Here is a 20,219-nt window from a genome sequence, read left to right as displayed (position 1 = left end):
GGTGGCCCTGAGGTTAGCAATACCATGTGCGCGGCAAACGCGCGCCCCGCCACATTTCCAGCAGTGCCATCAGACCGGCGCGCAGGATTTGTCCGTTCTCGGCCACGAGCCGGAAGATCAGCAGGCCGGTGCGGGCGCTGACACCTGCATTCAGGCCCTCGCGACGGATGCCGGCGAGCGCGTCCCTTGCGCGGTCGATCTCGGTTTCCGCGTCCTTTCGGCAATCGACGAGCGTGGCGAAGGCGCGTCCCCCCGCCGCTGTCGCCGATCCGGAGAGGATGTCGGTCGCATCGCCGCTGATGCGCGTCTCGTCGGCGAAGACCAGCTGTCCGTTGCGGCGGATGCGCCAGCGGTCGCGAAAAGACACGGCGTGGACATCCTCGCCCATTGCCTCGCGGCCCAGCACGACGCTTTCCACCGCAAGCAGGCGGGCGTCTCCTTCCAGATCGACGGCGAGCGCGCGGGTCAGAGCCGCCTTGTCGAACAGGATCGTTTCCTGCGGCAGCCATTCGACCAGGCCGCCGCTGTCGACCCGGATCAGGCCTTGCACCTGCGCCGGGCCGTCCTGGCTGCGGTAGATGCGCTCCGCCGCCTGCGTGGTGATCACGGCCTGGGCGTCTTCGCCGACACCGGCCTCATACTCCAGACTGTCGCCCCCGGTGAGGCCGCCGGCGGTGTTGAGAAAAACGGCCAGGGGTGCGTCGCCGTGGGTTTTCGGGATGCGAACCTTGGCCGAGCCACTCTGGTCGAGATCACGCAGCCGGACTGTGCCGCCTGCTTTCTCGAACCGGACCCGGGCGCGTCCCGTCACCCGCTGGAGGCCGAGAGGGTTCGCACTTGCCGAGAAGGCGGTGTCAATCGTCATTGATGGGGTGTCCGCTCGCATTTTGGGTCGTTGCGAAACCGAGAAACAATGTGGCCTTGTCATCCGTTCCGGATTTTCCGTAACGTGTAGCAAGACAGGGGCCAATCTGCTGCTGCCGGAGCGGAAGCGGCGGGTGCAGGGCCCGCTTTTGCAGGCGAGTCGCCCGTTCCGTCGCAAAGGCCGGACCGTCATTCGCCTCGCCAATGCCGCAATTTTGTTCAATTGCCTTGTTTGCGGTCACTTCGGGCGTGTACGCGTGCCACGCGCGCAGGCGTGTTTTGCATTTGCGCCGCGCGTTCGGTTAGATACGGCTGAGGATCGGCTCGAGGGCTTATCGAAGACGGAAGGCACGGTATGTTGCGATCAGTCCTGGCAGCGCTCTCGACGCCGGCTCGTCCGGCGCGGCGGCTTGTTTTGTATGTTGCGCTTGCGATGCTGGCGCTTCCCGCGCCCGTGGCCCGCGCCGACATCGGCGCCTGGATCGTGGTCGACATGGACAGCGGCGCCGTGCTCGACCAGAAACAGGCGCGCCGTCAATGGTACCCGGCCTCCATCACCAAGCTGATGACCGCCTATCTCGCCTTCAAGGCCATCCGCGAGGGTCGGGCGACCCTGCAGTCCGTCGTGACGATCAGCGCAAATGCCTATGCGGAACCGCCCAGCAAGATGGGGTTCAAGCCGGGAACGCGGATCTCGCTGGAAAGCGCGCTCAAGATCGTGATCGTGAAATCCGCGAATGATGTCGCGGTTGCCGTGGCGGAGGCGATCGGCGGGTCCGAACCGGCCTTCATCGCACAGATGAATGCGGAAGCCCGACGCCTCGGCATGAGCGCGACGCGCTTCGTCAATCCGCATGGCCTGCCGGACAACCGTCAGGTGTCTTCCGCACGCGATCTCGCCGTTCTGGCGCGTGCGGTGTGGCGTGAGTTTCCGCAGTACCGTCCCTATTTCAGCCTTCCCGGCATTCGTGTGGGCAAGAAGACGTTGCGCTCGGCGAACCGGGAGTTCCTGCTCAGGGTGCAAGGCGCCAACGGAATGAAGACCGGATATATCTGCAATGCGGGCCTGAATGTCGTCGTGTCCGCGACCCGGGGCGGGCGCACGGTGATGGCGGTGATCCTGGGGGCGGCCTCCGGCGTGGAGCGCGCGGCCAAGGCGCGTGCATTGATCGATGCCGGCTTCAAGGAACGCGGCGGACGATCCGTCGATCAGCTTGCCGGCGTTTCCGCAAAGCCGCCCGCGGACGGCTATTGCAAACGCAATTCGCGACCGAAGGCGGAAGAGCTCCTGGCGGCGTTCGGACAGAAAACGCGCCCGTCCTCCGTGCTGTCCTTCGCGCGCGGCGATCTCAATGGCGGTGGCATTCGCCGCAGCATCGTTGCCGCGCCAACCCCGACCGCGTTCGGATCCGTCGAGTTGCTTGCCGTCCCCAAGCGGGCCGACGGGAAGACCGATTGGGCCAAGGTCATGGACGCGGTGATCGGGCCGCGCCGGCTGGCCTATGAGGCGGTTACCGTTTCCACGGCAGCCCCGCGTGCGGCAGTTGCCCCGCGTATCCTCGAAGGCAAGCCCTTGCCTGTGCCCGGCACGCCGAAACCTGTCGCAAAGCCTCTGGCCGCCGCCGCAGAACTTGTGTCGGTGCCGGATGTCGCGGCGCCTGTCGCAGCACAACAAGCCGCAAAGCCGGGAGCGATCTTTCGCGGCGAGCCGCTGCTGATCGCACCGATCCCGCCGCAAAACCCGCGTCCTTAGGCGCGGCGCCGGATTTCCTGTTCATTCCGGAAGATTGACCGGCCGCGCCGCGTCGGGCATGCCGCCCCGACGTCGGTCTTATTCCATGTCCCGCAGCGCCACGCGCTGTGCAGTCCCACAGAGGGTTTCCCGTGACGCAGTCACCGTCTTCGCAAAAGCCTGCGCGCGGCCCCAAGCCGCCGATCCCGCTCACCGTGATCACCGGGTTCCTCGGAGCCGGCAAGACGACGCTGCTCAACCGGCTCCTGGGCGATCCCGCCCTGTCGGATGCTGCCGTGATCATCAACGAATTCGGCGAGGTCGGGCTCGATCATCTTTTCGTGGAAGGCGGCGAGGAAGGTATCATCGAACTGTCGTCGGGATGTCTGTGCTGCACCATTCGCGGCGATCTGGTCACCACGCTTGAAAACCTGCTGCGCCGCCTCGACAACGGACGGACGGAGCGGCTGTCGCGGGTCGTGATCGAAACGACGGGCCTCGCCGACCCCGCGCCGGTGCTCCATACGGTGATGCAGCATCCCTATCTCGTGATGCGCTACCAGCTCGACGGCGTGGTGACGCTTGTCGATGCGGTCAACGGGCTCGGCACCATCGAGGCACAGGAAGAGGCGGTGAAGCAGATCGCCGTTGCCGATCGCATCGTCCTGACCAAGACGGATCTGGACGGAGGCGCCAATGCGCTTCACCCTGCGTCGCCGCTGAGGCAACGCATCGCGGCGCTCAACCCGGCCGCGCCGGTCCTGATCGCCGCCGACGGAGAGGCGGACGCGGTCCATCTGATCGGAACGGGGCTCTACGACCCGGCGACCAAGACAGCCGATGTGGCGCGCTGGCTCAATGCGGAAGCCTATGGCAGCGATCACGCGCATCACGGTCACGCGCATCCGCACGACCATGATGATGGATACCACCACGATCACGGGCACGACGTGAACCGGCACGGCGACGGAATTCGCGCCTTCTCGCTGACCAGCGACCGCGCGATTTCCGCAGGCGGTCTCGACATGTTCCTCGATCTTCTGCGCTCCGCGCATGGGCCGAAGCTCTTGCGCATGAAGGGCATCGTGAAGATCGCCGAGGATCCCGACCGGCCGGTGGTGCTGCACGGGGTGCAGCATGTGTTTCATCCGCCGGCCACCCTGCCCAAATGGCCGGACGACGATCACCGCACGCGGCTTGTCTTCATCACGCGCGACTTGCCGGAGGGGTTCGTTCAGCGCATGTTCGACGCCTTCACCGGCGGTGTCGCGACCGACACGCCGGATGCCAAGGCGATTTCGGACAATCCGCTGGCGATCACGGGTTTCAGCGGCAGTTTTTCGTAGACCGCAAGGCCGTCCGGGTCAGTCCTCGCCGCGCATGCGGATCAATCCTTCCTGCGCGACGGAGGCGACAAGCTGGCCGTCGCGGGAATAAAGCGTGCCGCGTGTAAAGCCGCGCCCGCCCGATGCCGACGGACTGTCCTCGGAATAAAGCAGCCATTCGTCCGCGCGAAACGGTCGATGGAACCACATGGCGTGGTCGAGGCTTGCGACCTGAAGCTTGGGATCGAATACGCTGGTGCCATGGGCAAACAGCGCCGTGTCAAGCAATGTCATATCGGAGGCGTAGGCCAGCACGCAGGAATGAATGCGCGGGTCGTCGGGAAGCGTCGCGCTTGCGCGTACCCAGACATTCTGCGCTGGAGTCAGCTTCTTGCGACTGAAATAATGGGTCAGATCGACGGGCCGAAGCTCGATCGGCCGATCACGCTCCCAATAGAGGCGCACCGGCTCGGGGGCATTGGCGAGGAATTTTTCCTTCAATTCCGCTTCGCTCGGAAGATCCTCGGGTGCGGTGACCTGCGGCATGGTGGCCTGGTGCTCCAGCCCGTCCTCGTGATTCTGGAAGGAGGCGGACATCGAAAAGATCGCATGCCCGTGCTGGATCGCGACGACGCGGCGGGTGGTGAAGCTGCCACCGTCGCGGATGCGGTCGACCTCGTAGATGATGGGAACCGCCGGATCGCCGGGGCGCAGGAAATAGGCGTGCAGCGAATGGACGCCTCGCTCCTCGGGCACCGTTCGCGAGGCAGCGACCAGCGACTGGCCGATCACCTGACCGCCGAAAACGCGTTGCCAGCCGACCTGCGGGCTCATGCCGCGGAAGAGATTGTGTTCCAGCGGCTCCAAATCGAGTATCGAGAGGAGATCGTCAACGGCTGAACGCATTCGGAGAATACCTTTTCGCGACGTCGGAAGCAGGCGTCCGGGACAGATGTTTCCGTGACCGTGTGATTCGGCGGGTGGAAAAGTCAAGGCTGTCCCAAGGGCACCCTCGCCGCCCCTGTCGCGCGGCCGCCCGCAACGCTACGTTATCCTGGTGGCTGTCCGGCCACCGCCAAACCGAAGAGGCGCGCCATCGACGCGCCGCAGGAAGAGGACCGACCATCATGACCCGCAAGCCTGATGCCGACGCGATGCTCGACGTGCTGGTCGGCGGCGGCGGATATGTCGGCCTCTCCCTCGGGGTTGCATTGAAGCAGGCCGACCCCTCTCTCGGTGTGGCCGTGGTCGACCTGCGCCCGCGCGAGGCGATGGCCGGAGACCCGCGTGCCTCCGCGATCGCGGCCGCGGCAAGTCGCATGCTCGACCGACTTGGCGTCTGGGAGGAAATCGCGCCGCACGCGCAGCCCATGACGGAGATGATCGTCACCGATTCAAAGCTTCGCGACGCGGTGCGTCCGGTGTTCCTGACCTTCGACGGCGAAGTGGAGCCGGGAGAGCCCTTCGCCCACATGGTGCCGAACGGAAAGATGGTCGCGGCCCTGGCGGAGCGGGCAGAGGTCCTGGGCGTTGAGCTGATCGCGCCGGAAAGCGTGAGCGATTTTTCCGTCGGCGACGCGGATGTGGAAATCACGCTGGGATCGGGCAAGACGCGTCGGGCCCGCCTACTGGTCGCCGCCGACGGCGTGCGCTCGCGGCTGCGCGATCTTGCCGGCATCCAGACGGTGAAATGGGAGTATGACCAGTCCGGCATCGTCACCACCATCCGTCACGAGCGGCCGCACAATGGCCGGGCGGAAGAGCATTTCCTGCCATCTGGGCCTTTCGCCATCCTTCCGCTGACCGGCAACCGTTCCTCGCTCGTGTGGTCGGAGCGGCGGGCGGAAGCCGAACGGCTGGTGAAGGGCGACGACTTCACCTTTGAGCTGGAACTGGAACGGCGGTTCGGCCATCACCTCGGCAAGATCGATCTCGACGGCCCGCGCAACGCCTATCCGCTGGGGCTGACGCTCGCCCGCGGGTTTGTGAAGCCGCGGTTCGCGCTTGCCGGCGACGCGGCGCACGGCATTCACCCGATTGCCGGGCAGGGTCTCAACCTCGGGTTCAAGGACGTTGCCGCACTTGCGGAAGTGCTGGTGGAGGCCCGCCGGCTCGGCCAGGATATCGGCGCGCTCGATGTGCTGGAGCGCTATGAACGCTGGCGCCGGTTCGACACCTTCCAGATGGGCGTGACGACCGATGTCTTGAACCGCCTGTTCTCCAACGATATGGATGGAGTGCGCGCGGTACGGGATATCGGGCTTGGACTGGTCGACCGACTGCCCTCCCTGAAACGGTTCTTCATCCGTCAGGCGGCAGGGCTGGAAGGGCCGGCTCCACGCCTGCTGGCCGGGGAACCGATCTGAGGCGCGACGGAGAGGAACACCGGATCGATGCCTGGACAAAAGGCAGCCGAACAGGATCGGCCGCAACGGATCATCCTGATCACGGGCTGCTCGTCGGGGATCGGCGCCGCCGCGGCGCATACCCTGCGCGGACGCGACTGGCGGGTCTTCGCCACGGCGCGGCGTCAGCACGATGTCGATCGGCTGCGGGCCGACGGCTTCGAGAGCTTCCTTCTCGACTATGAGGATACAGCAAGCGTCGAGGCCGCCGCAGGCGGGCTGCTCGAGCGCACCGGTGGACGACTGGATGCGCTCTTCAACAATGGCGCCTATGCGATTCCCGGCGCGCTGGAAGACATGCCGTCCGATGCGCTGCGCGATCTGTTCGAGGCGAATTTCTTCGGCTGGCATACGCTCACGCGTGCGGTGCTGCCGGCGATGCGCCGACAGGGCGCGGGACGCATCGTGCAGTGCTCCTCGATCCTGGGTTTTATCGGAATGCCGTATCGCGGCGCCTACAATGCGTCGAAGTTCGCGCTGGAGGGTTACAGCGACACTTTGCGGCTGGAACTTCGCGACAGCGGGATCCATGTATCGCTGATCGAGCCGGGGCCGATTGCCACGCGCTTCACAGAAAACGCATTGGAAAATTTCCTGCGGGTCATCGGACAGGACGGTATCGCCGTTTCCGTGCATCGCGAGGCCTATGAAAAACGGGTCGCGCGCATGCGGGCCGGCGAGAAGTCGTCGTTCAAGCTTCCGGCGCGCGCCGTCGTGAAACACGTGGTTCATGCGGTGGAGGCCGCGCGGCCGAAGGCGCGTTACCGGATCACCGTGCCGACGGTCGCCATGGCCGTTGCGAAACGGCTCCTGCCCACACGCGCGCTCGACCGGGTACTGACCCGCGCGGCGCGCTCGGAAGAGTAACAGACCGGCCGAATGACAAGCCGCCGGGGCAAAAGGATTTCAGGATGACGGACGTTCTGCGGATGCTCATCCCGGTGGCCGTGGGAGCGGTCGCCGTGGTGTTGTTGATGGGATTGTGGAACATGATGCGTGGTGGCTCGTCGTCGCGCTCGCAGACATTGATGCGCTGGCGCGTCGGCCTGCAGTTCCTGGCCGTGGTCATTGTCATGGCGCTGCTCTATCTGACAACGTCCACGCCGTGATCGATACGGAGTGGCCAACATCCAACCTGCACGGGAGCGGACATGGTTGTCCTCAACAAGATCTACACGAAGACCGGTGACGCCGGGACGACGGCGCTTGCCTCGGGTGAGCGCCGGCCCAAGCACGATCTCCGGGTGGAGGCCTATGGAAGCGTCGACGAGACCAATGCGGTGCTCGGGGTTGTGCGGCAGGTGACGGCCACAGCGCACCCCCAGCTCGATGCGGCGCTCGGACGGGTCCAGAACGACCTCTTCGATCTCGGCGCGGATCTCGCGACGCCGGAGACCGACGAGGCACCGGCCTATCCGCCGTTGCGCATCACAGAAGCGCAGGTCACGGCCATCGAAGGCGAGATCGACCGGCTGAACGCCGATCTCGAACCCTTGCGCTCCTTCGTGTTGCCGGGCGGATCCGCGGCGGCCGCGCATTTGCACATGGCGCGCACCGTGTCGCGTCGCGCGGAGCGGCTGATGACGGCACTCGCCGCCGAGGAAACGGTCAACCATCAGGCAATGGTGTATATGAACCGTCTGTCGGATTTCTTTTTCGTCGCGTCGCGCTGGGTGAACGACAAGGGCGCGCAAGACGTCTTGTGGGTGCCCGGCAAGAACCGTTAGCCCCCGGCGCGGCCAGGAGAAACGTGATGTTCATTCCGCTGCATGACACCAATCCCCTGCGGTACGTGCAGCGGCAATATGTCACATGGGGTCTGATTCTGGCGAATGTGGCGGTCTTTGTGTTTGTGCAGGGCGGCGGGCTTTCCGGCCCGATGGCGCAGGCGGCGAGCCTGTCCTACGGACTGGTGCCGGCGGTGCTCTTCGACATCCGCGATCTCGCGCCAGAGCTTGAGATCCTGCCCGACGGCGCCTCGCTGGTCACCTATGCCTTCCTGCACGGCGACTGGATGCATCTGGGCGGAAACATGCTGTTTCTCTGGGTCTTCGGCGACAACGTCGAGGATGCGCTGGGGCATTTCCGCTATTTCGTTTTCTATCTGCTGTGCGCCGCGGCGGCCGGTCTGGCGCATGCCGCCATCGAACCGGCCTCGATCGCGCCGCTGATCGGCGCGTCCGGGGCCGTTGCCGGCGTGATCGGCGCCTATCTGGTGCTGCATCCGAACGTCAATGTGTGGGTGCTGGCCTTCGGGCGGATGCCGCTGCGCCTGCCGGCCGCATGGATCTTGCTGGCGTGGATCGGGTTTCAGGTGATGATGGCCTTCGGGGGTGGCGATGAACATGTCGCCTGGTGGGCGCATGTGGCCGGCGCCGCCGCGGGGGCGGCGCTGATCGTCGTGATGCGCCGGCCCGGCGTGATTCTTTTCGACCGGGGATTGTAGGGGCAAATTTTCGCTGCCAGGCAGAGCCGTCGGAATTGCGATGGCCGGGCGGCCCTGCGCAGCGTTGACACTGCGGTGGCGCGTCAGTACGGTCCCCGCCCGACAGTCCAAATGGCAGAATTCAGCCGATACAGGTGCCCCTACGGCACCCGGGTTCGGCACAAGACCGGCGGCTTGCAGGCAGCCGCACCAGCGGGAGGTTGAAAACCCCATGAAGATCCTTGTCCCCGTCAAGCGGGTGATTGACTACAACGTCAAAGTGCGGGTGAAGGCGGACGGGTCCGGCGTCGACCTGGCCAACGTCAAGATGTCGATGAACCCTTTCGACGAGATCGCCGTCGAAGAGGCCATCCGCCTGCGCGAGGCCGGCAAGGCGGACGAGATCATTGTCGTCTCCGTCGGTCCGCAACAGGCGCAGGAGACCCTGCGAACGGGACTTGCCATGGGGGCGGATCGCGGCATCCTGGTCAAGACCGACCAGACGACCGAGCCGCTCGCGGTCGCAAAGATCCTGAAGGCCATCGTCGAGGAAGAGGCGCCTGGCCTCGTCATCCTCGGCAAGCAGGCGATCGATGACGACTGCAACCAGACGGGGCAGATGCTGGCGGCACTGCTCGGCTGGTCGCAGGGCACCTTCGCTTCCAATGTCGATCTCGGCGAGGGCACCGTCGACGTGACCCGCGAAGTCGATGGCGGCCTGCAGACGATCAAGTTGACGATGCCCGCCGTGGTGACCACGGACCTGCGCCTCAACGAGCCGCGCTATGCCTCGCTTCCCAACATCATGAAGGCGAAGAAGAAGCCGATCGCGGAGAAGACCCCGGACGACTGCGGCGTCGATATCGCCCCGCGTCTCGAGATTCTCAAGACCACCGAGCCGCCGGCCCGCGAGGCCGGCATCAAGGTCGGCAGCGTTGCCGAGCTGGTCGAGAAACTCAAATCCGAAGCCGGCGTTATCTGAGCGCTCACGACAGGGAGAACAGGACCATGACCACACTTCTTGTTGCCGAGCACAGCAACAGCGCCCTCAACGAAGCCACGCACAAGGCGATGACCGCAGCCGTTGCGATGGGCGGTGACGTCCATGTGCTGGTGGCGGGCAAGGATTGTCGCGCAGCCGCCGAGGCGGCCGCGAAGCTCTCCGGTGCCGCGAAGGTGCTCGTCGCCGATGGCGACGGCCTTGCCGAACAGCTCGCCGAGCCGATGGCCGATCTGGTGCTCTCGCTTGCCGGCGATTACGACGCGATCGTCGCGCCGGCAACGGCGAACGGAAAGAACATCCTGCCGCGCGTCGCAGCCCTGCTCGACGTGATGCAACTGTCCGATGTCACTGACGTGATCGACGGGTCGACGTTCGAGCGGCCGATCTACGCCGGCAACGCGCTTCAAACCGTGAAGTCGAATGACGCCAAGAAGGTTGTCACCGTGCGCACCGCGAGCTTCGCAGCGGCGGACGAAGGCGGATCGGCGGCGATCGAGGATATTACCGCGACAAGCTCGGATCTCTCCAGCTTCGTCGGGCAGGAGCTTTCCAAGTCCGACCGTCCGGAACTTGCCTCCGCCAAGGTGATCATCTCCGGCGGCCGCGCGCTCGGGTCCAAGGAGAAGTTCGAGGAGGTCATGCTTCCCGTTGCCGATGCGCTGGGCGCGGCTGTCGGCGCGTCGCGCGCCGCCGTCGATGCCGGTTATGCGCCGAACGACTGGCAGGTCGGCCAGACCGGCAAGGTCGTTGCCCCCGATCTTTACATCGCCTGCGGCATTTCCGGCGCCATCCAGCATCTGGCGGGCATGAAGGATTCCAAGGTGATCGTGGCGATCAACAAGGACGAGGAAGCCCCGATCTTCCAGGTGGCCGACTACGGTCTGGTCGCCGATCTGTTCGAGGCGCTGCCGGAGTTCAAGGCCGCCGTGGAAGCCGCCAAGAGCTGAGTGTCCCGTTCGGCCAAAGTCGACGGTCGGTCGTGAGAAAAGTGAGAGCCCGCCCGTCCGGCGGGCTCTTTTTGTTGAGCCGCAGGACGGGCGGGGCTTCCAGGGGGCGAAAGCTGCCCGTGTCGTGTGCGAAAAAGGGAGGGGGGTTCTTGCGGTCAGGGCGGGAAGTTGCGATGAATAGCCCCTCAGTTTTCCAAGAGCGCGACCAAACGCGCTGAACCCAAATCGGAACGAAAAATGGTGGTCGAGATCAAGAAGGTCGGTGTGATCGGCGCGGGCCAGATGGGCAACGGGATCGCGCATGTCTGCGCAGTCGCCGGGTTCGATGTGTGGCTCAACGACATTTCCGTCGACCGGGTCCAGTCGGGGCTTGCATCGATCAACGGCAATATGGCGCGCCAGGTCTCCAAGGGCCAGATCACCGAAGATCAGCGCACGGCAGCGCTTGACCGGCTGAAACCTGCCGAAAGCATGGATGAACTCGCCGATGTCGATCTGGTGATTGAATCCGCCGTCGAAAACGAACAGATCAAGCGCAAGATCTTCGCCCAGCTCTGCCCGTTGCTGAAGCCCGAGGCGATCCTCGCCACCAACACCTCGTCGATCTCCATCACCCGGCTGGCCGCGACCACGGACCGCCCCGAACGTTTCATCGGCATTCACTTCATGAACCCGGTTCCGAAGATGGAACTTGTGGAGCTGGTGCGCGGCATCGCGACCGAGGACGAGACCTTCGAGGCGTCCAAGGTCTTCACCAAGAAGCTTGGCAAGACCACGGCCGTCGCCGAGGATTTCCCCGCCTTCATGGTCAATCGCATCCTGCTGCCGATGATCAACGAGGCGATCTACACGCTTTACGAGGGCGTCGGGTCGGTGGAGGCGATCGACACGGCGATGAAGCTTGGTGCCAACCATCCGATGGGCCCGCTGCAGCTTGCCGACTTCATCGGCCTCGACACCTGCCTGTCGATCATGCAGGTGCTCTACGAGGGCCTGGCCGACAGCAAGTACCGTCCGTGTCCGCTCCTGGTGAAATACGTCGAAGCCGGATGGCTCGGCCGCAAGACACAGCGTGGCTTCTACGACTATCGCGGCGAAACGCCGGTCCCGACGCGCTGACGCGAACCGGACGCAGCCCGCATCCGTCATGACCAACCTCGCGCAGTATTGCCTGACGCAGGCCAATCCGGATCCAGACCGCGCGGCGCTTCTTGTGCTCGGTCCCGGGGCGGTCGTTCGGGAGCGCTGGAGCTATGGCGCGCTGAGCGATGCCATCCATTGCGTCGCTGCCGGTCTGCGCGAAAAGGACCTTGCCCCGGGTGCGCGGGTGCTGCTGCGGCTCGGCCATTCCAGTGACTTTCCGCTGATGTTCTTCGGGGCGATCGGCGCCGGCCTCGTGCCGGTCCCGACCTCCGCGATGCTGACCGCCGAGGAATGCGACGTGCTGGTTGCCGACAGCGGCGCCGCGGTGATCCTGCACGACGGCCATACGACGCTGCCCTCCGACCCGGGTGCGGCACGCTTGCTGGGACCGGACGAGCTCGCGGCGCTCAAGCGCGCCGCACCGGCGCCGTTTTTCGATCTCGACGACGATGCGCCGGCCTTTCTGGTCTACACGTCGGGTACGAGCGGGCGGCCAAAAGGCGTGTTGCATGCACAGCGCTCGGCGCGCGGACGCGCGCCCATGGCACGCGGCTGGTACGGCATCGGTCCCGACGACCGCTTGCTGCATGCGGGCGCCTTCAACTGGACCTACACGCTCGGCGTCGGGCTGATGGATCCCTGGGCCAATGGCGCGACGAGCCTGGTCTATGACGGCCCGCGCGATCCGGAGATCTGGCCGGAGTTGCTCGAGGCAAGTGGGGCGACGCTGTTCGCCGCCGTGCCGAGCCTGTACCGGCGTATCCTGAAATATGGGGATGTGCATCCGGGTCGCTTTCCGTCCCTGCGTCACGGCCTGACGGCGGGCGAGGCGCTCGCGCCCGCGCTGCATGCCGCCTGGTGCGATGCGACCGCGCGGCCGCTCTATGAGGCGCTCGGCATGAGCGAGATCTCGACCTATGTCTCCAGCGGCCCGGAGACGCCGACGCGCCCGGGCAGTCCGGGACGCGCGCAGCCGGGGCGACGGATCGCGATCCTCGGCCCCGACAGCGCCGACGCGACACCCCTGCCAGCCGGAGAAACCGGCCTTCTGGGTGTTCATCGGGGTGATCCGGGCCTGATGCTGCGCTACTGGGAGCGCCCGGAGGACACGGCGGCGGCGTTTCGCGGGGACTGGTTCCTAACCGGCGACCGGGCGTCGATCGACGGCGAGGGCTACGTCTGGTACGGCGGACGAACCGACGACGTGATGAACGCCTTCGGCTACCGGGTCGCGCCCCAGGAAGTCGAACACGCCCTGCTCACGCATCCGGACGTTCAGGACGTGGCCGTCACCGATGTGGAGGCAGCACCCGGCGTCAGCCTGATCACCGCCTTTGTCATCCTGAGCGAGGGGGCGCATGCCGACGAGACGGCGCTTGCAGAGCACGCAGCCGGGCATCTGGCGGAATACAAGCGCCCGAAGGCCTATCGGTTCGTCGAGACGCTGCCGCGTACGCCGTCGGGCAAACTGAGGCGCAAGGACCTGAGGTCGGGCGCCCGACCGCTGGCGTGATGCCAAAACAGCCTTAACCCGGGCTTAACGCCTGTCGGGTTACGACATGCGGGCAGATATCAGGAGAATTGCATGTCCAGTGTTGCCGGCGCCATGGTTGCCGCCTCCCAGGCCCAGACCCAGAATTCGCTTGCCGCCACGTTCCTCAAGCAGAACGCGAGCGCGGAAGCAGGGCTTGTCGCCGTGCTGGAACAAAACGCCGAGATGGCCACCGCCGCCGCCAAGGCGCCGCCCGCCGGCGGCATGGGTGGACGGGTCGACGTCTCCGTCTGATCTCTTTTCAGTTTCCGCTTTCGCCAAGGGCTGCCCGGATGAGCGCCTTTGCGTCCTCGCTTGCCCATTCGGCCGGCCCCATCAGCGTGCCGATCTCGCACCCCGTTTCATCGATCAGCATGGTGGAGGGCAAGCCGGGCGCCCGCCCGCGCGACCGGGCCGTCTGGAAGATCTCCATCGTCGGATCGGCATAAAACGCCAGCCGCGAGACGCCGATGTCCTTCAGGAAGGCTTTCGGCTTTTCGTCCGAGCCGCGGTCGACACTGACCGTGACAACCTCGAAATCCGGGCTTCCGAGGTCGGTCTGAAGTGCGTCGAGCGCCGGCATTTCCTTTCGGCAGGGCGCACACCAGGTAGCCCACAGGTTCAGCAGGATCGTGCGACCGGCGAAGTCGGCGACGGTGCGGTCGGCTCCGCTGTCGTCCTTGAATGCGAGGTCTGCAAGCGAAAGCGGCTTTCTGGCCGGCAGGAAGGCGGCGACTTCGCCGGTCGCTTTCGCGGCGATGGTCTCGGCCACCTGCAGGGCGCCGGTGCAACTCGCCGTCTGCTGTTGGTTGCCATCTGGTCCGCCGATCACGTATACCGCCGCCAGTCCTGCCAGAAGAACGAGAGCTGCAAGAGCAGCGAAGACGATCGGGCGGGTTCGCCGGGTCTTAGGTCCGTTGGTCATCTATCCATTATCCGTCCGTCAAGGGCGCCAGAAGGGCAAGTTCATGAGCAATCGCATGTGGGGAGGCCGGTTTGCGGAAGGCCCTGACGCCATCATGGAGGAGATCAACGCCTCCATCGATTACGATCGCAAGCTCTACTCCCAGGATATAGAGGGTTCGAAGGCTCATGTCCGCATGCTGGCGGCGCGAGAAATTGTCGCCGCAGACGATGCTGAGAAGATCGCTCACGGTCTAGACACGATCCGGTCAGAAATCGAGTCCGGTGATTTCACCTTCCAGCGATCGCTGGAAGACATTCACATGAACATCGAGGCGCGGCTGGCCGAACTGATCGGGCCGACGGCCGGGCGGCTGCACACGGCGCGCTCGCGCAACGACCAGGTGGCGACCGATTTCCGCATGTGGGTGCGCGATACGCTGGACACGCTCGACGACCAGCTGACCGCCCTGATCCAGGGGCTTTCGGAGCGCGCGCTGGAACATACCGGCGACGTGATGCCCGGTTTCACCCACCTGCAATCCGCCCAGCCGGTGACCTTCGGCCACCACTTGCTCGCCTATGTCGAGATGTTCTCCCGCGACCGCAGCCGCATGCGCGACGCGCGTACCCGGATGAACGAATGTCCGCTTGGCTCCGCGGCGCTTGCCGGAACGTCCTTCCCGATCGACCGGGAAATGACGGCGAAAAGCCTCGGCTTCGATCGGCCCACGGCGAATTCGCTCGACGCCGTGTCCGACCGCGATTTCATCATCGAATCCCTTGGCGCGGCATCGATCTGCTCGATGCATCTTTCGCGGCTCGCCGAAGAGATCGTGATCTGGTGCTCCGCGCAGTTCGGCTTCGTGACCCTGTCCGACAAGTTCTCCACCGGCTCCTCAATCATGCCGCAAAAGAAAAACCCGGACGCGGCCGAACTCGTGCGCGCCAAGACGGGACGAATTTACGGCTCGCTGACGGCCCTGCTCGTCATGATGAAGGGCTTGCCGCTCGCTTATTCCAAGGACATGCAGGAAGACAAGGAACAGGCCTTCGACGGTCTGCCCAGTCTTTCGCTGGCGCTTGCGGCGATGACCGGAATGGTCGCCGATCTGCAGCCCAACACCAAGGCGATGAAACAGGCGGCGGGGTCGGGCTATTCAACCGCCACGGATCTGGCCGACTGGCTGGTCCGGGTGCTTGGCATGCCGTTCCGCGACGCGCATCATGTCACGGGGCGTATCGTCGCGCTCGGCGTGGAGCGCGGCGTGGCGCTGCACAAGCTTCCGCTCGCTGACCTGCAGGCCATCGAGCCGCGCATCACCGCCGACCTCTTCTCGGTGCTGACCGTCGACAAGTCCGTTCGCTCGCGCACCAGCTACGGCGGGACGGCGCCGGCCAATGTCCGCAAGCAGGCGCGGCGCTGGCTGAAGACGCTGGAACGCGAGGCGCGCAACCGCCCCTCCTGACGGCATATGGTGACCTCGCCAGGCCTCCAATCCGTCCCGCGACGCGAAAGGGTTGCGGGGCGCCGCGCCGCATGCGAGGAAACGCAGGCAGGAATGCGCGAGAGCCTCGCGCAGCGAGACGGGAGTGCAGCGGATCATGGGCAGGGGTAGGGTCTTCGGCTCGGTGAAGGGGGGCGTGCTGGCAACAGTCGTTCTTGCACTGACATTGGCCGGATGCGGCCGCCGCGGTGCGCTCGACACGCCGGCACGCGTCGATCCGGCGATGCCGGTTGGCGTCGCCGGTCAACCGCAAGACGTCCAGCCGTCCGACCGCGACGACAGACGTTTCGTGCTCGATTCCATCATCTGACGGGGCATTTCGCGGTTCGCGCCGTGCGTCCGTTTTCGATCAAGAGCAGCTTTCTCCACGCGCGGGCCCGCAGAACCGGCCATTGGCCGACGGGCGGCAAATCGGCAACGGCACGGCGCGAAGACCACAGGCAGGACTGACCCGTGCATCACTTCGATTATGTGAATGACCGGCTTCATGCCGAAGACGTGCCGCTCGAAGAGATCGCGGCCCAGGTGGGAACGCCATTCTATTGCTATTCGACGGCGACGCTGACGCGCCACTATCAGGTTTTCCGGGACGCGTTTGCGGGCATTCCGACGCTTGTCTGCTATGCGATGAAAGCCAATTCCAACCAGGCCGTCCTGACGACCCTGGCGCAGCTCGGCGCGGGCATGGATGTGGTTTCGGAGGGCGAATTGCGCCGTGCGCGCGCGGCCGGGGTGCCCGCCGAGCGCATCATGTTCTCCGGCGTGGGCAAGACGGAAGGGGAACAGGCGCTGGCGCTGGACGAAGACATTTTGTGCTTCAACGTGGAAAGCGAACCTGAACTTGTGCAGCTTTCGCGGGTCGCCGGCGAAAAGGGCAAGACGGCCCGGGTCTCGATCCGGATCAACCCGGACGTCGACGCGCGCACCCATGCAAAGATTGCCACCGGCAAGGCGGAAAACAAGTTCGGTATTCCCTGGGGGCGGGCCGGCGCGGTCTATGCGCAGGCAGCGGAGCTTCCCGGCATCCAGGTGTCGGGCATCGACATGCACATCGGCTCGCAGATCACCGAGCTTGAGCCTTTCGATGCTGCTTTCTCGCGCCTCGGCGGGCTGATCGCGGATCTTCGCGGTGCCGGTCATGTCATCGATCATGTCGATCTCGGCGGCGGGCTGGGCATTCCCTATCATGACACAAACGAACCGCCGCCGCACCCCGATGCCTATGCGCAGGTCGTGCGCAAGCATGTCGAACATCTTGATTGCAAGGTGATTTTTGAACCCGGCCGGATGATCGCGGGCAATGCCGGGATCCTTGTCACCGAGGTTATCTACGTCAAGGAAGGCGCAGCCAAGTCCTTCGTCATTGTCGATGCGGCGATGAACGACCTGATCCGGCCGACGCTCTACGACGCCTATCACGCGATCAAGCCGGTGGTGCGTCCGCCGACAGATCATCCGCGCATGCGCGCCGACATCGTCGGGCCGGTATGCGAAACGGGCGATTACCTCGCGCACGATCGGGAGATGGAACAGGTCGAGGCCGGTGATCTTCTCGCTGTTCTCTCGGCCGGCGCCTATGGAGCGGTGCAGGCCAGCACCTACAACAGCCGCCTGCTGATCCCCGAGGTTCTGGTCAATGGCGACCGATTCGCGGTGGTGCGTCCGCGTCCCAGCTACGAGGACATGCTCGCGGCGGACGTGATGCCGGACTGGCTGTCCGGCACCTGAATCGCGGCTTCGTCCGCGTCCATGCCTTGCCAAGCGGACCAAAACGCCCCACCCTTATGATTGATCGGGTTCGGGGGGTATGTCTGGTCAGATTGCACGGGCCGTGGAGGCAGGGCACTTGAACGAAGCGTTACCGCCGGACTTGACAGAAGACGTCGCCCCCCGCGTGGGCGTCAGGAATGCCCCGAGGCAGCTGGAGCGCGCGTTGGTGCAGGCCTCTGCCTCGCTGTGGTGGGAGCGTGTCTGGCCCACGCTGCAAAGCGTGGTGATCGCGGTCGCGCTCTATGTGGGGCTGTCCTGGCTCGGGCTCTGGACGCTTTTGCCCGCCTGGCTCTCCATCGCGGCAGCCGTCGGCTTTCTGGGTGCAGTGCTCTGGCTGGCCCGGCCGCTTCTTTCCGTGCGATGGCCGTCGCGTGCGGACGCGCTGGCGCGCATCGAACGCGTTTCAGGGTTTTCCCATCGCCCGCTCGCGACGTTGGATGACCGGTTGTTTGACGTCGGGGACACGCCGCAGACACGTGCGTTGTGGGCCTTGCACCAGCGCCGCGCCCGGGAAGCCCTTGCCGGTCTGAAGGCCGGAGGTCCCCGCCCAGAGGCCTTTCGCAAGGATCCGTACGCGCTTCGTGCGCTGGCGGCGATGCTTCTTGTCGTGGGGTTCTTCACCGCAGCCGGCCTGCATTGGCAGCGGTTGGTGCCGTTCGCGTCATCGGCGGACGCCGTGTCGGCGGCCCCCTTGCGGATCGATGCCTGGATAACGCCTCCGGTCTACACCGGCCGCGCGCCCGTCTTTCTCACGGGGGCGTCCGCCGACCTTCGCGACACCGACCAGCCTGTCAGCGTGCCGGAGGGCAGCGAGCTGATCGTCCGGGCGCAAGGGGTATCCGACCTTGACGTGCAGCTTGTCGGCGCCGGCGGTCCCGCATCGATGGAATCTGGCCCGGAAACAGCCGCCGCCGTGAGCCTGCGCCATGTGCTTGAGGTGTCCGCCAATCTGGAGATCCGAAACGGTGGCGACCTGGTCAATGCATGGCGCATCTCCATCGAGCCGGATTCCGCGCCCTCCATCCGTCTTCTCGACGATCCTCAGGAACAGTTCAGCGGGGCGCTGAAACTCAGCTATCTGGCTGACGACGACCATGGCCTGGTGTCGGCCTCCGCGGAGGTCCGGCCCGTGCGGGTGCTCGGTCTCGACCGGAAAAAGAAGACCCGTCCGCTCGCTGCAAAGCCTGAATTCCCGTTGTCGCTCGCCGGTGGAGAGCGCAAGAGCGGCGCTGCGGAAACGATCCGCGACCTGACAAGCCATCCGTGGGCCGGCTCGAAGGTGGACCTTGTCCTCTCCGCGCGCGATCACGCGGGGCAGGCCGGCTATTCGACGCCGCATCGCTTTACGCTGCCGCAGCGTCGGTTTTCCAAGCCCCTGGCGCGGGCGGTTGTTGAACAACGCCGGGATCTCGCGCTCGACGCCAATGCGCAGATGCGTGTCGTCGATGCCTTCGATGCGCTGATGCTGGCCCCGGAGCGGTTCATCGACGACACGAAGACATATCTCGGTATGGATTTCGCACGCACACGTTTGATCGCGGCGACCTCGGACGACGAACTGCGCGAAGTCGTCGACCTGCTCTGGGATCTGGCGCTGACCATCGAGGACGGCGATCTTTCGCTTGCCGAGCGGGCCCTGCGCGACGCACAGGAGGCGTTGCGCCGGGCACTGGAGGACGGCGCGTCGGACGAGGAGATCGCGCGTCTGACCCAGGAATTGCGCGAAGCGATGAACGAATATTTCCAGGCGCTTGCCGAGCAGATGCGGCAGAATCCGCAATCCATGCAGCCGATGGACCCGAACGCGCAATCGATGCGCCCGCAGGATCTCGACGAAATGCTGTCGCGCATCGAGGAACTGGCCAAGACGGGGTCGCGCGACGCGGCGCGTGAGCTTCTGGCGCAGATGCAGCGCATGATGGAGAACATGCAGGCCGGACGCCCGCAGATGATGCAGGACGGCATGTCGCAGGAGATGATGGAGGCGCTGAACGAGCTTGGGGAGATGATCCAGCGTCAGCAGGAGCTGATGGATCAGACCCATCAGTTCGATCAGCAACAGCAGCAAAACCGCTCCGGCGACCAACAGGGCCAGCCGCGCCCCGGTGAGAACGGCCAGCAGGGCGCGATGACTCCGCAAGAGCTTGCCGAGGCGTTGAAGCAGTTGCAGCAGGGCCAGGGCGATCTCGGGCGGCAGTTGCAGCAGCTTCTCGACCAGATGGCCGAACAGGGAATGCCGCAAAACGGCGAACTCGGCCGGGCCGGCGAGGAAATGGCCAATGCCCGCGACAGTCTGGGCCAGGGCGAATCCGGACAGGCGCTCGGGCAACAGGGCAGTGCGCTGGAGGCGTTGCGTCAGGGTGCGCAGGGTCTGGCGGAACAGATGCTGGGTCAGGGGCAGGGTCCCGGCATGGCCGGCCGTCAGGGCAATCCGCAGGACGAAGACCCGCTTGGCCGTCCGCGCCGGACGGAGGGTCCGGACTTCGGCGACCGGGTGCGGGTTCCCGATGAAATCGACGTTCAGCGCGCAAGGCGCATCCTGGAAGAATTGCGCAAGCGCTTTTCCGATCCGGGCCGGCCGATGCTGGAACTCGATTATCTGGAGCGGCTCTTGCGCCGGTACTGATCGCACGTTCCCGATCGGCAGGATCGAGCTACCCGAA

Annotated in this window: 19 protein-coding genes; 16 read left to right on the top strand and 3 right to left on the bottom strand. The window is 65.4% G+C overall.

Going from position 1 to position 20,219, the window contains the following annotated elements:
- Positions 1 to 13: 13 nt before the first annotated feature.
- Positions 14 to 865, bottom strand: coding sequence for an urease accessory protein UreD (locus BLU32_RS17415; RefSeq protein ID WP_093809042.1), 852 nt, complete (start codon positions 863 to 865; stop codon positions 14 to 16).
- Between the two features lie 354 nt (positions 866 to 1,219).
- On the opposite strand from BLU32_RS17415, the gene BLU32_RS17405 reads away from it, so the two are divergent.
- Together BLU32_RS17405 and BLU32_RS17400 are read left to right on the top strand one after the other, a co-directional pair.
- Positions 1,220 to 2,617 (top strand): D-alanyl-D-alanine carboxypeptidase family protein, encoded by a 1,398-nt coding sequence (locus tag BLU32_RS17405; protein WP_208976917.1) that lies wholly within the window; start codon positions 1,220 to 1,222, stop codon positions 2,615 to 2,617.
- 131 nt (positions 2,618 to 2,748) lie between these two features.
- On the top strand, positions 2,749 to 3,942 hold the full coding sequence (locus BLU32_RS17400) for a GTP-binding protein (RefSeq protein WP_093809038.1): 1,194 nt from the start codon (positions 2,749 to 2,751) through the stop codon (positions 3,940 to 3,942).
- A gap of 18 nt (positions 3,943 to 3,960) precedes the next feature.
- On the opposite strand, the gene tesB is transcribed toward BLU32_RS17400, so the two are convergent.
- Entirely contained in the window at positions 3,961 to 4,827 is an 867-nt protein-coding gene (gene tesB, locus BLU32_RS17395) for an acyl-CoA thioesterase II (protein ID WP_093809036.1), read from the bottom strand.
- Positions 4,828 to 5,048: 221 nt separating this feature from the next.
- On the opposite strand from tesB, the gene BLU32_RS17390 reads away from it, so the two are divergent.
- The 10 genes from BLU32_RS17390 to BLU32_RS17345 all read left to right on the top strand — a co-directional run bounded on the left by BLU32_RS17390 (position 5,049) and on the right by BLU32_RS17345 (position 13,630).
- Positions 5,049 to 6,287 carry a ubiquinone biosynthesis hydroxylase gene (locus BLU32_RS17390; protein WP_093809034.1) on the top strand — a complete coding sequence of 413 codons (1,239 nt, stop codon included), beginning with the start codon at positions 5,049 to 5,051 and terminating at the stop codon, positions 6,285 to 6,287.
- Positions 6,288 to 6,314: 27 nt separating this feature from the next.
- On the top strand, positions 6,315 to 7,193 hold the full coding sequence (locus BLU32_RS17385; RefSeq protein WP_093809032.1) for an SDR family oxidoreductase: 879 nt from the start codon (positions 6,315 to 6,317) through the stop codon (positions 7,191 to 7,193).
- A gap of 44 nt (positions 7,194 to 7,237) precedes the next feature.
- Positions 7,238 to 7,435: a twin transmembrane helix small protein gene (locus BLU32_RS17380; RefSeq protein WP_093809030.1), complete on the top strand. Its 198-nt coding sequence runs from the start codon at positions 7,238 to 7,240 to the stop codon at positions 7,433 to 7,435.
- 42 nt (positions 7,436 to 7,477) lie between these two features.
- Complete coding sequence (locus BLU32_RS17375) at positions 7,478 to 8,053, top strand: cob(I)yrinic acid a,c-diamide adenosyltransferase (protein WP_093809028.1); 576 nt, start codon at positions 7,478 to 7,480, stop codon at positions 8,051 to 8,053.
- A gap of 26 nt (positions 8,054 to 8,079) precedes the next feature.
- Complete coding sequence (locus BLU32_RS17370) at positions 8,080 to 8,772, top strand: rhomboid family intramembrane serine protease (protein WP_093809026.1); 693 nt, start codon at positions 8,080 to 8,082, stop codon at positions 8,770 to 8,772.
- Between the two features lie 211 nt (positions 8,773 to 8,983).
- A complete protein-coding gene (locus BLU32_RS17365) occupies positions 8,984 to 9,733 on the top strand; it encodes an electron transfer flavoprotein subunit beta/FixA family protein (protein ID WP_093809024.1) in 750 nt (249 codons plus the stop codon).
- Between the two features lie 26 nt (positions 9,734 to 9,759).
- Positions 9,760 to 10,701, top strand: coding sequence for an electron transfer flavoprotein subunit alpha/FixB family protein (locus BLU32_RS17360; protein WP_093809022.1), 942 nt, complete (start codon positions 9,760 to 9,762; stop codon positions 10,699 to 10,701).
- A gap of 237 nt (positions 10,702 to 10,938) precedes the next feature.
- Complete coding sequence (locus BLU32_RS17355) at positions 10,939 to 11,820, top strand: 3-hydroxybutyryl-CoA dehydrogenase (protein WP_093809020.1); 882 nt, start codon at positions 10,939 to 10,941, stop codon at positions 11,818 to 11,820.
- Between the two features lie 28 nt (positions 11,821 to 11,848).
- Positions 11,849 to 13,357: a class I adenylate-forming enzyme family protein gene (locus tag BLU32_RS17350; RefSeq protein WP_093809018.1), complete on the top strand. Its 1,509-nt coding sequence runs from the start codon at positions 11,849 to 11,851 to the stop codon at positions 13,355 to 13,357.
- A gap of 72 nt (positions 13,358 to 13,429) precedes the next feature.
- On the top strand, positions 13,430 to 13,630 hold the full coding sequence (locus tag BLU32_RS17345; protein WP_093809016.1) for a hypothetical protein: 201 nt from the start codon (positions 13,430 to 13,432) through the stop codon (positions 13,628 to 13,630).
- 7 nt (positions 13,631 to 13,637) lie between these two features.
- Here the strand turns inward: BLU32_RS17345 and BLU32_RS17340 are convergent, their stop codons facing one another.
- On the bottom strand, positions 13,638 to 14,300 hold the full coding sequence (locus BLU32_RS17340; protein ID WP_093809014.1) for a TlpA disulfide reductase family protein: 663 nt from the start codon (positions 14,298 to 14,300) through the stop codon (positions 13,638 to 13,640).
- 43 nt (positions 14,301 to 14,343) lie between these two features.
- Between BLU32_RS17340 and argH the strand changes: the two genes are divergently transcribed.
- From argH to BLU32_RS17325, 4 genes are all read left to right on the top strand, one after another.
- Complete coding sequence (gene argH, locus BLU32_RS17335) at positions 14,344 to 15,747, top strand: argininosuccinate lyase (RefSeq protein ID WP_093809012.1); 1,404 nt, start codon at positions 14,344 to 14,346, stop codon at positions 15,745 to 15,747.
- A gap of 136 nt (positions 15,748 to 15,883) precedes the next feature.
- Positions 15,884 to 16,096 carry a lipoprotein gene (locus tag BLU32_RS21870; RefSeq protein ID WP_157727725.1) on the top strand — a complete coding sequence of 71 codons (213 nt, stop codon included), beginning with the start codon at positions 15,884 to 15,886 and terminating at the stop codon, positions 16,094 to 16,096.
- A 143-nt stretch (positions 16,097 to 16,239) separates the two neighbouring features.
- Positions 16,240 to 17,514, top strand: a complete 1,275-nt coding sequence (lysA, locus tag BLU32_RS17330; protein ID WP_093809010.1) for a diaminopimelate decarboxylase — start codon at positions 16,240 to 16,242, stop codon at positions 17,512 to 17,514.
- 79 nt (positions 17,515 to 17,593) lie between these two features.
- Entirely contained in the window at positions 17,594 to 20,182 is a 2,589-nt protein-coding gene (locus BLU32_RS17325; RefSeq protein WP_093809008.1) for a TIGR02302 family protein, read from the top strand.
- The last annotated feature ends 37 nt before the right edge of the window (positions 20,183 to 20,219 follow it).

It is taken from the genome of Stappia sp. ES.058, from assembly GCF_900105595.1.
Lineage (GTDB): Bacteria > Pseudomonadota > Alphaproteobacteria > Rhizobiales > Stappiaceae > Stappia.
Note: the sequence above shows the minus strand (reverse complement) of the source record. Positions and strands in the feature narration are given on the sequence as shown.

Excerpts from the sequence above, each read along its gene's own strand:
- tesB (WP_093809036.1), bottom strand. The coding sequence starts at position 4,827 with ATGCGTTCAGCCGTTGACGATCTCCTCTCGATACTCGATTTGGAGCCG.
- BLU32_RS17340 (WP_093809014.1), bottom strand. The coding sequence starts at position 14,300 with ATGACCAACGGACCTAAGACCCGGCGAACCCGCCCGATCGTCTTCGCT.
- BLU32_RS17405 (WP_208976917.1), top strand. The coding sequence starts at position 1,220 with ATGTTGCGATCAGTCCTGGCAGCGCTCTCGACGCCGGCTCGTCCGGCG.
- BLU32_RS21870 (WP_157727725.1), top strand. The coding sequence starts at position 15,884 with ATGGGCAGGGGTAGGGTCTTCGGCTCGGTGAAGGGGGGCGTGCTGGCA.
- BLU32_RS17390 (WP_093809034.1), top strand. The coding sequence starts at position 5,049 with ATGACCCGCAAGCCTGATGCCGACGCGATGCTCGACGTGCTGGTCGGC.
- BLU32_RS17350 (WP_093809018.1), top strand. The coding sequence starts at position 11,849 with ATGACCAACCTCGCGCAGTATTGCCTGACGCAGGCCAATCCGGATCCA.
- BLU32_RS17365 (WP_093809024.1), top strand. The coding sequence starts at position 8,984 with ATGAAGATCCTTGTCCCCGTCAAGCGGGTGATTGACTACAACGTCAAA.
- BLU32_RS17375 (WP_093809028.1), top strand. The coding sequence starts at position 7,478 with ATGGTTGTCCTCAACAAGATCTACACGAAGACCGGTGACGCCGGGACG.
- BLU32_RS17385 (WP_093809032.1), top strand. The coding sequence starts at position 6,315 with ATGCCTGGACAAAAGGCAGCCGAACAGGATCGGCCGCAACGGATCATC.
- BLU32_RS17355 (WP_093809020.1), top strand. The coding sequence starts at position 10,939 with ATGGTGGTCGAGATCAAGAAGGTCGGTGTGATCGGCGCGGGCCAGATG.
- BLU32_RS17325 (WP_093809008.1), top strand. The coding sequence starts at position 17,594 with ATGTCTGGTCAGATTGCACGGGCCGTGGAGGCAGGGCACTTGAACGAA.
- BLU32_RS17345 (WP_093809016.1), top strand. The coding sequence starts at position 13,430 with ATGTCCAGTGTTGCCGGCGCCATGGTTGCCGCCTCCCAGGCCCAGACC.
- BLU32_RS17370 (WP_093809026.1), top strand. The coding sequence starts at position 8,080 with ATGTTCATTCCGCTGCATGACACCAATCCCCTGCGGTACGTGCAGCGG.
- BLU32_RS17415 (WP_093809042.1), bottom strand. The coding sequence starts at position 865 with ATGACGATTGACACCGCCTTCTCGGCAAGTGCGAACCCTCTCGGCCTC.
- BLU32_RS17360 (WP_093809022.1), top strand. The coding sequence starts at position 9,760 with ATGACCACACTTCTTGTTGCCGAGCACAGCAACAGCGCCCTCAACGAA.
- BLU32_RS17380 (WP_093809030.1), top strand. The coding sequence starts at position 7,238 with ATGACGGACGTTCTGCGGATGCTCATCCCGGTGGCCGTGGGAGCGGTC.
- argH (WP_093809012.1), top strand. The coding sequence starts at position 14,344 with ATGAGCAATCGCATGTGGGGAGGCCGGTTTGCGGAAGGCCCTGACGCC.